The 12,191-nt window shown below is 64.1% G+C and carries 13 protein-coding genes; 8 read left to right on the top strand and 5 right to left on the bottom strand.

Features of this window, described 5'->3' with window-relative positions; genetic code table 11:
• Positions 1-193 precede the first annotated feature (193 nt).
• The 6 genes from VOI27_RS21245 to VOI27_RS21220 all read left to right on the top strand — a co-directional run bounded on the left by VOI27_RS21245 (position 194) and on the right by VOI27_RS21220 (position 3,191).
• Positions 194-778 (top strand): hypothetical protein, encoded by a 585-nt coding sequence (locus VOI27_RS21245; RefSeq protein ID WP_323768326.1) that lies wholly within the window; start codon positions 194-196, stop codon positions 776-778.
• A 5-nt stretch (positions 779-783) separates the two neighbouring features.
• On the top strand, positions 784-1,389 hold the full coding sequence (locus VOI27_RS21240; RefSeq protein ID WP_323768324.1) for a hypothetical protein: 606 nt from the start codon (positions 784-786) through the stop codon (positions 1,387-1,389).
• A gap of 75 nt (positions 1,390-1,464) precedes the next feature.
• A complete protein-coding gene (locus tag VOI27_RS21235; protein ID WP_323768322.1) occupies positions 1,465-1,698 on the top strand; it encodes a hypothetical protein in 234 nt (77 codons plus the stop codon).
• 10 nt (positions 1,699-1,708) lie between these two features.
• The gene (locus VOI27_RS21230; protein WP_323768320.1) at positions 1,709-1,894 is read left to right on the top strand and encodes an antitoxin Xre/MbcA/ParS toxin-binding domain-containing protein; all 186 of its coding nucleotides are present in this window, start codon (positions 1,709-1,711) and stop codon (positions 1,892-1,894) included.
• Between the two features lie 93 nt (positions 1,895-1,987).
• Positions 1,988-2,365 carry a transposase gene (locus VOI27_RS21225; RefSeq protein WP_416361509.1) on the top strand — a complete coding sequence of 126 codons (378 nt, stop codon included), beginning with the start codon at positions 1,988-1,990 and terminating at the stop codon, positions 2,363-2,365.
• A gap of 208 nt (positions 2,366-2,573) precedes the next feature.
• The gene (locus VOI27_RS21220; RefSeq protein WP_323768318.1) at positions 2,574-3,191 is read left to right on the top strand and encodes a YHYH protein; all 618 of its coding nucleotides are present in this window, start codon (positions 2,574-2,576) and stop codon (positions 3,189-3,191) included.
• Here the strand turns inward: VOI27_RS21220 and VOI27_RS21215 are convergent.
• Positions 3,170-3,787 carry a hypothetical protein gene (locus tag VOI27_RS21215; protein WP_323768316.1) on the bottom strand — a complete coding sequence of 206 codons (618 nt, stop codon included), beginning with the start codon at positions 3,785-3,787 and terminating at the stop codon, positions 3,170-3,172. The genes VOI27_RS21220 and VOI27_RS21215 overlap by 22 nt on opposite strands.
• Before the next feature lie 236 nt (positions 3,788-4,023).
• Between VOI27_RS21215 and VOI27_RS21210 the strand changes: the two genes are divergently transcribed.
• Positions 4,024-5,892, top strand: a complete 1,869-nt coding sequence (locus tag VOI27_RS21210; RefSeq protein WP_323768314.1) for an ABC transporter ATP-binding protein — start codon at positions 4,024-4,026, stop codon at positions 5,890-5,892.
• Between the two features lie 208 nt (positions 5,893-6,100).
• On the top strand, positions 6,101-7,390 hold the full coding sequence (locus VOI27_RS21205; protein ID WP_323768312.1) for a sorbosone dehydrogenase family protein: 1,290 nt from the start codon (positions 6,101-6,103) through the stop codon (positions 7,388-7,390).
• A gap of 38 nt (positions 7,391-7,428) precedes the next feature.
• On the opposite strand, the gene uxuA is transcribed toward VOI27_RS21205, so the two are convergent.
• The 4 genes from uxuA to VOI27_RS21185 are packed head-to-tail and all read right to left on the bottom strand — an operon-like array spanning position 7,429 to position 12,118.
• Positions 7,429-8,595 (bottom strand): mannonate dehydratase, encoded by a 1,167-nt coding sequence (gene uxuA / locus VOI27_RS21200; protein WP_323768310.1) that lies wholly within the window; start codon positions 8,593-8,595, stop codon positions 7,429-7,431.
• Between the two features lie 25 nt (positions 8,596-8,620).
• A complete protein-coding gene (locus VOI27_RS21195) occupies positions 8,621-9,352 on the bottom strand; it encodes an FCD domain-containing protein (protein WP_323768308.1) in 732 nt (243 codons plus the stop codon).
• Entirely contained in the window at positions 9,352-11,133 is a 1,782-nt protein-coding gene (locus tag VOI27_RS21190) for a glycoside hydrolase family 2 protein (RefSeq protein WP_323768306.1), read from the bottom strand. The genes VOI27_RS21195 and VOI27_RS21190 overlap by 1 nt, the downstream gene beginning before the upstream one ends.
• Positions 11,134-11,140: 7 nt before the next feature.
• Positions 11,141-12,118 (bottom strand): TRAP transporter substrate-binding protein, encoded by a 978-nt coding sequence (locus VOI27_RS21185; RefSeq protein ID WP_323768304.1) that lies wholly within the window; start codon positions 12,116-12,118, stop codon positions 11,141-11,143.
• Positions 12,119-12,191 lie beyond the last annotated feature (73 nt).

The raw sequence follows: 12,191 nt of genomic DNA, 5'->3' as shown, positions 1-12,191 counted from the left end.
CTCCACGACCAACATCCCACACTGTGCTCCCCGATGATCTCGGGGGCATCATCCACATCAGTGTAAGGGGGTCATTTTTGGACGCCGATCACCCCTCTACGGGGTCAAAATTGCACGCCGGTTCACAGGCTTGGCAAGCTGCATTCATGGCGCACCGCCCCCGCTCGTCAACGGTGCTCATGATCTCGATGCCATGCGAGCGCTTGTCGACGGCATCGCGGCTCACGCTGTGGCACCAAAAGATGACACAGTAGGCTTCACCGAACTCAACCTCCGTTATACCACTGACCGGGCCGGGCTTACCGAGGTGTTCCGACGGATCATCGATGGGCGGCTGCGTCCAGTTTCGGGCAGCACGAAAGGTCAACTCGCGGCATATCGGTTCTGCCAAGCTGAAGTCTGTGCGATCTTGACCGAGGTCCGGCGTGGTCCAGGTCTGACGGTCCAGCAGGTAGCGCAACTCACGGGTTGGAAGGATCAGTGCATCGCAGCTTGGTGTGATCAGGGACTGCTTGCTCATGAGGTCTATGCACATGCGGGCCGCACCGGCCGAATGATCCGGTTGGAAAACCTGCTGCGATTTCAGACGACTTATTTGCCGCTTAATGAACTCGCGAAGCAGCTGGGCACGACCTCGAGATATATGATCCGTCGTCTCGGACAACTCGGCGTAGAGACGGTAGGAGCTTTTCAGGAAGGAAAAGCGTGGCGGGGGCATCTCGTCGCCCAATCCGCGGTGGTAACCGCCGCGCTTGGTATCGGCCAGAAAGAAGGGTAGCCAAAATGGTGCGCACTCCCGTGGACCAAATGACCCGAGAACAACTGGTTCAGGAGGTCGCCCGACTGCGCGCTGAAACGGATCGCATTGAGGGAAATGAAGTTTCCAGTTCCGCCGAAAGCTTCAGGGATCGCCTAAGGGCGGCCCGGCCGGATTTACAAGTGTTTCGAGGGCGACCGCTATGGCAGCAAATGATAATCAGGACTATCTGGCGCGTTCAGGATCTTTTCGGCTCCGATGGGTGGGTGCCGCGCCGCGAGCGTGAGGCGACACATGACTCGCGGAGCGATGCCGCCCCACTTGAGCCGCAGCACTCGGTGGCTAATGTCACTGCCGGTTTCGATCGGCTTGCCGACACGCGCACAGATGCCGGGAAAGGTGAGAAGCCCACTGTCGTCCGAGAAATTTATAGCCCCGGGATCTCGCGTCCGGTTGGCTTCATCAAGCGCTTCGGCGATCGTATCGAGTTGACCCTGTCCGAGGAACGACGAGCCGGGTTTCTCGACTATCTGGTGGCGCACAGGGACGAAGTTGTCCATCAAATGTCACGGTCCTACGAGCGGGACAACGATATCCGAAGGATGACAGATAGCTACGATGAGGATGACTGATTAGATGCACGCAGGAAATTCCCAGAGTGGGAGCTGGAAACTGCTCGGACGGAGGTTTTCTCATGACAACGGGAAATGGATCGCCGCAATCTCGATTATCTGACGAAGCTGCGTCGCCACAAGTGTCCAAACCGTGCTATGCTCAGCATCATGAGCACCCTCGAGATCATTCTGTGCGTTTCTGTGGCTGGCTCTGGCAGCGCCGCGTTCGTCTATGCGATTTGGCAGGACCGGGCCAGCGGCCGAAGGCGGCAGGAAAACCCTGAACGAGTGCGGCGCCTCATCGCGGAGCCCTCAAATGCCAAGTGAAGAGCACGACATGGCTGAACAACTCATCGCGCTGGTCAGGTCCTGGACAGCGTCCCACGCTGAGGCCGTCGTCTGGTTTGAAGAGCAGCCACTGCCATCGTTCGGCAATCTAACCCCCGCCGACCTTATGCGGCAAGGGCGTGCGGATGCGGTGAGGGCTTACATCGACCGCATTGCTGTCGGCGGCTACAGTTGAAGCTACAGAACCTACAATTTGCGCGTTTGCAAAATTTCAATTCACCACTCCGGGTCAGTCTATTGCCCTTAGAGGTCCTGGTGAGTGAAATCGATGCATCAAGCGCAATGTCGTAACCGGCGTCTGCGCCCCAACCTTGTAGCGCCTCTCCCGTGCTGCGAGATCTTTCACATTTCACAAGAGGAAGTGCGTCCCGCAATGTGCGCTATAAATTCGCTTCTCAAATCGCTGGGCGCGGAGAACTACGCGTCGGGTCACCGGCGCTGGCCGGTTAAAGCCAAGGCCCGGGCAGTGGCGGATACGCTTGAGCCGGGCGCGACAGTGAATGGGGTGACAGCGCGGCATGGAATCTTGCCAAACCAGCTTTCGGCCTGGCGCCGGCTGGCGAAGCAGGGGTTTCAGGGCGTAGATGGCTGTTCGGTGCACAAGCTATGTTTTCCGCGGGTGTTCATTTTTCAGTCGATCACTTGAGCTTCTCCTGTGCGAGCGAAAGACAGCGTCAGCCATGCTTCTTGCTATCGAGCAACAATCGTTAGACTTTGGAAACTCCGAGCACGGCGAGTGTATGGAGCGAAAAAATGTGCGCACAGTTAGCGAAGAATTATCCGCATGATTGCGCCGTAAGTCCTTAATCTGTAGTCGAGGGATCGAAAAAATATGCGCACCCCTACACGGGGTGATGGCGGCCGGGTGTTTCGGCGCCGGCGCCGGCAACATCGGCTGCACTGACATGGACACGTCTTACAGGTATGATCCGCTCGGATCGCCGGGCAAATTCGGCGCCGACGAGCACAACGCCCATACGCAACCGGATGGCACCTATCATTATCACGGCAATCCGATGGCGTTGTTCCGCCAATCAGGCGCGACCGAGCCGTCTTCGGTGATCGGTTCCGATGCGGACGGGTTTCCGATTTTCGGCAGCTTTATCGCGGAGGGTGGCGCGGTGCGGCCGGCAAGGTCGAGCTACCAGCTGAAATCCGGCCAACGCGATGGCGGCCCGGGCGGCACCTACGACGGCACCTTCATCGATGACTGGGCCTATGTCGAAGGCTCAGGCGACTTCGACCAGTGCATCGGGATGATGCAGGACGGCGTCTATGGCTATGTCGTCACCGAAAGCTATCCGCATGTGATGGCCTGCTTTAACGGCACACCGGACCCGTCGTTCCAGAAGCGACGTCGGTCACGCCGGGGCAGGTATCCGGTCGCGCTGGGGGCCATACCGGGATTGAGAACGGGAGTGCGTATGGACGCGCACTCCCGACAGTCATATCAGTCTGTGGCAAAGCAATAGAACAGCCCGTCGCCGCCGGTGCCGCGCAAGTCCTCCAGCCCACAGCCGCGCGATCCATGTGCGGCATTCCACGATGTCGGGCTGTCGCCGCCGCCGGTCCGGTCGTGGTGACCCACCATCGCCGAGCCGTCAGCCGAGGCACTTGTCCAATCCATGCAGGCATCGCCGGACAGGACACCTTGATCGTCCGAGCCAGTCAGAATGTCATGGCGGTTCGGATCGTCGCCACGACCGTTGACCACCGCCCCTGTTTCATCGAGCGACACGGTCTTGGACAGGTTGTTCGCCTCGGAATGCAGATCGTCGACGCCCGCGGCGACCTGCTCGCCATTGGCATTCATCCATGGACCGCTGCCGATCCGGTCACGGGCATTCTCGGTGCTGGTCGACAGATACGCGGCCCAGGTCTTGCCGGTCACACCGGCGGCTTCGGCCAATGCGCTGCAGTGGGCGTCAGCGCCGTCGATCCCGCCGAGGTCGGCACCATTGCCGGGGTTCACGCTGGTAATGAAGAAGCTCATGGACTCGTCTTGTGCTGACGCGGCCGCAGCCACCGAAAGCGTCACAGCCGTGGCCAAAATTCGTGTAAATTTCATTTGGTTACTCCTTGTGAACAGGGTCAATAACGCACCCGTTAAAAGTCGACGGTACCGCCGGGGCGCATTGCACATGCGGCAACATTTCGTGATCGGCGGATATCTGCCTGCCGGGGCGACGATCCGGCACAGATGGATCGGTAAAGTTGTGCAAGGCGGCATCGTCGCGTTGCCCTCACCCCGCGCGTGCCGCATTCTTATGGTCCGGGGCGACGCTCCTGGGATATTGAGGCACCATGGTCAATTTGTACGAGTGGCTGACGCGGCGCGCGCTCAACCTGTCCGATCCCTACGTTCTTGGCGCGGGCACGGCGCCGGCCAAGGAGGTCTGGCCCTATCTGAAATCGCACCTGCCGCCGCTGCGTCGTGTGCTCGTGCTCAGCGTGATTGTCACCGTGCTGACCGCAAGCGTCGAGGTCTGGCTGATCAGCTATGCCGGCCAGCTGATCGACATGCTGGCCGATACGCCGCCGGCCGAGATCTGGGAGCGGCACAGCCTCAGCCTGATCCTTGCCGGTCTGACGATCGTCCTGCTGCGTCCCTTGTCGCAATTCGCGCGCTATGCGGTGAACGACATCGGCTTTTCGTGCAATGTCGCCAACCTGTTTCGCTGGCGGGCGCATGACCACCTGACCCGGCAGTCGGTCGGCTGGTTTCAGGAGGATCTGGCCGGACGCATCGCCTCGCGGCTCGTCCTGATGGGCAATTACGCCTCCGATGCGATGTTTCAGGCGATCAACGCGGTCGCCTTCGGCTTTGTCTATGTGATCGGCGTGGTGATGCTCTTGGCGGGCACCGACATCCGGCTGGCGATCCCGCTGTTTCTCTGGATGGCGCTCTACATCGGGCTGATGACGCTGATCGTGCCGCGCATGGTGCACGCGATGGAGGCCTTCAGCGCCGCCAAATCGGAGCTTCTGGGCAAGGTTGTCGATACCTTCACCAACTTCGACACCGTCAGCCTGTTTGCCCGCCGCGCAGACCTTGAGGCCGATCATCTGGCGGCGCTGGAGAACACCCGCGAGACCCTGTTTCGCGCGCGTCAGATCGGGCTTGCCCTGCGCACGGTGACGGTCTGGCTCGAGGGCATCATCATGGTGGGGATCGTCGGCTACGGCATCTGGCTCTGGAGCCAGGGCAGCGCCAGCATCGGTCTTGTCAGCGCCGCGGTGGCGCTGTCATTGCGCATCACCACCATGGCCGAATGGCTGCTCGAAGCGGTCTGGCGAATATTCGAGCAGGTCGGCTCGATCCGCGAGGCGCTGCACACCGTCGCGCAGCCGCTGGTCATCCCGCATGACAGCGAGGCACCGGCTCTGAAGGTGACGGCAGGCGAGATCACCATCGCCGGCGCACGGCACCACTATGGCAAGGGCCGCGGCGGGTTGATGGGCGTCGACCTGCACATCGCGCCGGGCGAGAAGGTCGGGCTCGTGGGGCCGTCGGGTGCCGGCAAGTCGACGCTGGTCAACCTGATCCTGCGGTTCTACGAGCCCGAGGCCGGCGAAATCCGGATTGACGGGCAGGACATCCGCAAGGTCGATCCCGAGAGCCTGCGGCGCGCCATCGGCATGGTCAGCCAGCAGGCCGCGCTGCTCAACCGCTCGGTGCGCGACAACCTGATGCTGGGGCAGGAGGGGCTGTCGCAAGAGCAGATCGAAGCCGCCGCCCGCGAGGCCCGCGCGCATGAGTTCATCTGCGATCTCAAGGACGGCCGGGGCCGCACCGGCTATGACGCGCATGTCGGCGAGCGCGGGGTGAAACTGTCGGGCGGTCAACGCCAGCGGATCGCGCTGGCGCGGGTGATGCTCAAGAACGCGCCGATCCTGATCCTCGACGAGGCGACCAGCGCGCTCGACAGCGCGGTCGAGGCCGAGATCCAGGACGCGCTGACCCATGTGATGGGTGACAAGACGGTGATCGCCATCGCGCACCGGCTGTCGACGATTGCCGAGATGGACCGGATCGTCGTGCTGGACGAAGGACGTATCGTGGAAAGCGGCACCCATCGGGAGCTTCTGGCCGCGGGCAAGCTTTATGCCACGCTATGGAACCGCCAGTCCGGAGGGTTCATCGGCGGCTCTGTCCAGGCTGGACTAAAATAGCCAGACGCTTCGTTTGGGATTTCTTCGCGGACCCCTGCATTGGAGTTGCAAGCTGGTGCGGGATCCGCTCGACCCCAAGCCACAGACCTGCACCCCGCGGGACGGGCCACGGCCGGTCTGGCGTTTTGCATATCCGCCGCCGACCTTATAACACTCGGCACATCGCCGGCGGGCGCGCAGCCCCTCGGCACCTGTCAGGAGGCCGGACATGGAACTTATCGCAAAAGCCACCGCCGTGGTCGGGGGCGCCGTGGCGCTGCTGCGCCGCATCGGCGCGCCGTCGCATCAGGCGGTGGGCCAGAGCCCGCAGATCCCCGAAGCGAAATCGCAGGGCATCATGACCCTGAAGATGCCGGTCGCCGCCGGCTGGGCCGAGGGCCACCTGCCGACCTGCGCGCCGGGGCTCAAGGTCAACGCCTTCGCCACGGGGCTCGACCATCCGCGCTGGATCGAGGTGCTGCCCAACGGTGATGTGCTGGTGGCGGAATCCAAGGAAGAGGCCGGCCCGCCGAAAACCCTGATGGACCACGCCGCTCAGGCGACGATGCGCCGGGTCAAGGCGATCGGCAAGAGCGCCAACCGCGTCACCCTGTGGCGCGATGCCGATGGCGACGGCGTGGCCGAGCAGCGCGAGGTGTTTGTCGAGAACCAGAACCAGCCCTTCGGCATGGCGCTGGTGGGCGAGCGGTTCTACCTTGGCAATACCGACGGCATCGTGCGGTTCACCTATCAGCCGGGTGCCACCGCGCTGCGCGGGCCGGGCGAAAAGCTGGTCGATTTCAAACCGCATGGCCATTGGACCCGCAGCCTGATCGTCTCGCCCGATGGCACCAGGATCTACGCCGGCGTCGGCTCGCTGACCAATATCGCCGATCAGGGGATGGAGGCCGAAGAAGGCCGCGCCGCGATTTGGGAGCTGGACGTCGAGACCGAGGCGGCGCGGGTCTTTGCCTCCGGCCTGCGCAACCCGGTCGGCATGGCCTGGGAGCCCGAGACCGGCGTGCTCTGGACCGCGGTCAACGAACGCGACGGGCTGGGCGACGAAACGCCGCCGGACTACCTGACCTCGGTGCAGGACGGCGGGTTCTATGGTTGGCCCTACAGCTATTGGGGCGACACCGTTGACGACCGGGTGCCGCAGGACCCGGTGCTGGTGGCGCAGGCGATCACGCCGGAGTATGCGTTGGGCGGCCACACCGCCTCGCTCGGGCTGTGCTGGATGCCAGAAGGCACGCTGCCGGGGTTCGGCGCGGGGATGGTGATCGGCCAGCATGGCTCGTGGAACCGCTCCAAACTGAGCGGCTACAAGCTGGTCTTCGTGCCCTTCGAGGGCGGCAAGCCCAGCGGCGCGCCGCGCGACATCCTCAGCGGGTTCCTGTCCGAGGATGAAAAGACCGCCTATGGCCGCCCGGTTGGTGTGACGCTGGGCGCAGATGGCAAATCGCTGTTGATGGCGGATGATGTGGGCGACGTGATCTGGCGCGTCACCGGGGCGTGAGGGCGGCCCGCCGTTGATCTGGCGGGCCATCTCAAACGTCAGGCGCGGGTGATCGCCGCAAAGGCCGCGGCGACACCGCGCAGCTCGGCCAACCCCCGCAGCCGGCCGATATAGGGATAGCCGGCGCGCATCCCGCGCGACTGGTCCCAGCCGATCATGTGGCCATGATCGGGCCGCATCGGGATCGCCCGGCCGCTGTCGGCCTCGAGATGCAGCGCCCGACGCACGATCTCGACCAGCCCGGCGTCGCCCGCCAGATGCGCCGCCTCGTGAAAGCTGACGCCATCGGCCTCGCGCTCGGTCGAGCGCAGGTGCAGGAAGTGGACGCGGTCGCGGAAGCGCTCGAACATCGCCGGCAGGTCATTGTCGGCGCGCACGCCCAGCGAGCCGGTGCAGAAGGTCAGGCCGTTCTCGGCCACCGGCGCGTGATCGAGGATCGCGGCGAGGTCCTCGGCGCAGGACACCACGCGCGGCAGGCCAAAGAGCGCGAAGGGCGGATCGTCGGGGTGGATGGCAAGCTTGACGCCTGCCTCAGTCGCCACCGGCAGCACCCGGTCGAGAAAGGCCAGCAGATTGGCGCGCAGACGGGCGGCGTTGATCTCGGCGTAGTCGCCGATGCGGGCGCGGAAACTGTCGATGGTCCAGCTTTCCTCGGCCCCCGGAAGCCCGGCGATGATCGTGTCGGTCAGGCGCTGGCGGGCGGCATCGTCCATCGCGGCGTGGCGCGTCTCGGCCTCGGCGGCGATCTCGGGGCGGTGATCGGCACGGGCACCATCGCGTTGCAGCAGGAAGATGTCGAACACCGCCGCATCCACCGCATCATAGCGCAGGCACTGGGCGCCATCGGCCAGCGGGTGATGCAGCGCCGTACGGGTCCAGTCGAGCACCGGCATGAAGTTGTAGCAGACGGTGTCGATGCCCTGGGCTGCCACGGCGCGCAGGCTCTCGGCCCAGACGTCGGCCATGGCTTCCCAGCCGGCGGCGCCGGTCTTGATGCTTTCGTGGACGGGGATGCTCTCGACGACGACCCACTCGAGACCCGCCTCGCGGATCATCTGCTGCCGGGCCGCGATATCCTCGCAGCGCCAGGGGGTGTCGGCGGGCACGCCGTGCAGGGCGGTGACGATGCCAGTGGCACCGGCCTGCCGGATGTCGGTCAGGGTCACGGGATCATCGGGGCCAAACCAGCGCCAGGATTCGATCATGAAAGGCCTCTCGGGGGCTTTGGGGTTATCCGGTCTGCTCGACCGGTTCGAAAAGATAGCCGTCAAACGCCGGGTCCTCGACGTCTGACAGGGTCATCAGCGTTTCACGGACGTTGCCGAGATGCTGACACATGGCGCGTTTGGCCTGTTCGGGGTTGCGGGCCTGCAGCGCGGCGAGGATCGCCTCGTGGTCGTCAAGCCAGGCCCGGCGGTAGGCGGTCTCGAAGATGCGGTCGTGCAGCGCGGCCCACATCGGGCTTTGCTCGCGCTTGCGCCAGAGTTCCTCGACCACGTCGACCAGCACCGAGTTCTGCGTCGCCTCGGCGATCAACCGGTGAAATTCGCGGTCGCCGTCATAGCTCGGGTCGCCGTCTTCCATGTCGGCGCGCTCGCGGGTCAGCGCCTCGCGCAGGCGCAGGATGTCGTTCTTGGTGACCATGCGGGCGGCAAAGCCGGCAACCTCGGATTCGATCAACTGTCGTGCCTGCAACAGCTCGAAGGGGCCGATATCGTCACGCACCTGCGCCCCGGTGCCCTGCGGCGTGTCCGAGATGTAGATGCCGGACCCCTTGCGGACCTCGACCACGCCCTCGATCTCGAGCAGGATCAGCGCCTCGCGGACCAGCGAGCGCGACACGCCGAGCCGCTCCGACAGCCCGCGTTCCGGCGGCAGCCGGTCACTGGCACCGAGCGCCTCGTCGCGGATGATTTCCCGTATCTCCCGCGCCACATCCTGATATTGCCTGCGTTCGCCCATCACCCCTCCTTAGCAGCCCGCTCCGCGTAATGCGCCGCCAGAAGACCGAAGGCCGGCTTCCTGGTGTCTTTGTCGGCGGCGATCAGGCCCTTGCGGTTCCAGCCCCGCTGAAAGACATTCTGACGCCGTTCGACACGGAAATCATAAAGGATCCAGGGCGAAATTCCCTTGATGTAATCGAGATCCGACAAGGTCGCGATCTGTTTCTCGTAGACCTCGGACTGGTAGGCGGTGGAAAACAGGCCCTTTCCCGGCCCTTTCTCGTGGTCGCCATCGGCGCCGGTCTCCGAGATCACGACAGGGCGGTCGGGGGCGGAGTTGCGGCCGATGATCGCCAGCTCGTCGAAGTTCTCGTCGTACCAGCCGTAGTATTCGTTGATCCCGATGATATCGAGCGCCTGCGCCAGCCGGTCCTCGATCTTGAGCTTGGCGTGGTTGATCAGGCAGGCGGCGGCGATCAGCCGGGTCGGGTCTTCGGCGCGCGCGGTCTCGGCGAGGCCTTGCATGAAGTCGAGCCGGGCGTCGGTGTCGGGGTTCTCGTTGCCGATCGACCAGATGATTACGCTGGCGCGGTTGCGGTCGCGGCGCACCAGTTCGGTCAGCTGGTTGGTGGCATCTTTGCGGGTGGCCGGGTTGGCGAAATCGATCGCCCAATAGACCGGGATCTCCTCCCAGAGCAGCAGGCCCAGCTCGTCGGCGATCTCGGCGGCGCGCTCGTGGTGCGGGTAATGTGCCAGCCGCAGGAAGTTGCAGCCGAGCTCGCGGGCATGGGCAAAGCGGCGGCGGATGTCGGCCTCGCTGGTGACCTTGCCGGTCTTTTCGTCATCCTCATGCACGGAAATCCCGCGCAAAAAGAGCGGCGCGCCGTTGAGGAAAATCTCGGTGCCGCGGCGTTCGATGGTGCGGAAGCCGACCCGGTCGGTCACCACGTCGCCGCCGGCAGAACAGGTCACGTCATAGAGCTTCGGGCTGTCGGGCGACCAGAGCGCGGGCTGCGCCTCGAGCGTCACCTCGCCACGGCCATTGCTGAGCGCGATCTCGGCATCGACGCCCAGCCCGGGGATCTCGAGCCGTGCGGCATCGGCCGGGCCGTCGGTGACGACAGAGGCTTTCACCACACCGCCCTCGAGCCGCAGGAACAGCTCGCGGATCACCGTTGCCGGGGTCTCGTAGAGCGTCACCTCGCGATAGACGCCGCCATAGTTGAACCAGTCGGTATTGCGCATCGGCACCCGGTCGCGGGTGCGGGTGTTGTTGACGCAGAGCATCACCCAGTTTTCGCCCGTCTCCAGCGCCTCGGTCAGCTCAACGCAAAACGGGGTCGAGCCGCCGTAGTGGTTGCCGAGGAAGCGGCCGTTGACGAAAACCTTGCAATCATACTGGGCGGCGCCGATCCGCAGGAAGCGGCGCCGTCCTTGTTCCAGAGCGTCGACGGTGACCGGCCGCGTGTACCAGGCCGAGCCTTCGAAGAAATACCATTTCTCCTTCAGCATCTGCCAGTTCGAGGGCACCGGCACCGTCTCGCCGTCATGCGGGTCGTAGTCCCACGGCTCGATACGGTCTTCGGGGCGTGCGGGCGTCATGGCGAACCATTTCTGCCGCAGCCCGGTATCCAGGAGATCGACGCAGAAGAACCAGTCTCCGTCCAGCGACCGGCCCTGCCGGCCGCTGGAGAAGATCAGCGTCTCTGCGTTCAGGCTCTGCGTGTTGAAAGGACGGTCGTAGTCCTCGTCATGCAGGCACTGCAGCGCGTTCTCGGCGATATCTGACCGTTCGAGCATGGCGACCTCAGGAGCCGTTGGCCGAGGACTGGATGCGCTCGATCAGCTCGGCGACCGTGTCGGACTCGGCTGCGACCTCTTCGTACATCGGCTGAACCGCCTCGACGAAGGGGGTCTTGTCGACGTCGTGGATGGCCACGTCGAGCTCGGACTGGGCCTGTTCGATGGCCGCGTCAGAGGCTTTCTTCCACTCGACGCCGTGACGCTCCTGCATTTCCGCCGCGGCGGTCTTGAAGGCCTCTTGCTCTTCGGCGCTCATGCCGTCCCAGGCGCAGTTCGACATCACCACGACCGAGGGGATGATGGTGTGCTCGTCCATCGAGAAATGCGAGGCCACCTCACCGTGGCGCGCGGTGGTCAGCGCGGTGGGGTTGTTCTCGGCGGCATCGACGACGCCCTGCTGCAGCGCGCTGTAAAGCTCGCCCCAGGAGATCGGGGTGGGGTTGCCGCCGAGCAGCTCGACCATGCGGATCGCCGAGGGGGAGGGTTGCACCCGCACCTTGACGCCGTCGAGGTCGGCGGGCGAGAGGATCGGCTTCTGGCCATAGAACGAGCGCGCGCCCTCGGTCAGAAAGGCGACGCCGCGAAAGCCGTTGTCGACCGAGGCGGCAAGAATGTCCTGGCCGATCTCGCCCGAGATCACCTCGTTGAAGTGGTCTTCAGAGGCAAAGATATAGGGCAGGTTCATTGCCGAATAGCTTTCCTCGAAGGCTTCGAGCTCGGAGGCATTGGAGCGCGCCATCTCGAGCGCGCAGTTCTGCACCAGCTCCATCGATTCGCGCTGGGTGCCGAGCTGGGCGTTGGGGAAGATCTGGATCTTGATGTCGCCGTCGGTCAGTTCCGCGACCCGGTCGGCCATAAACTGCATCGACAGGTGTGTCGGGTGATCCGGCGGGTTGTTGTGGTTGAGGCGGAATGTCTCAGCGCCGGCGGTGGTCGCGAGTGCGGCAATCGCCGTTGCTGTGAGGGTAGATGCGAATTTCATGGGGGTCCTCCCGGAAGAATTTCAGCGATTGGCGTCAGGAACTGGTTTACCAATCTGCCTGGATCATGCGATT

This window comes from Marinovum sp. (assembly GCF_034669705.1).
GTDB lineage: Bacteria > Pseudomonadota > Alphaproteobacteria > Rhodobacterales > Rhodobacteraceae > Marinovum.
Note: the sequence above shows the minus strand (reverse complement) of the source record. Positions and strands in the feature narration are given on the sequence as shown.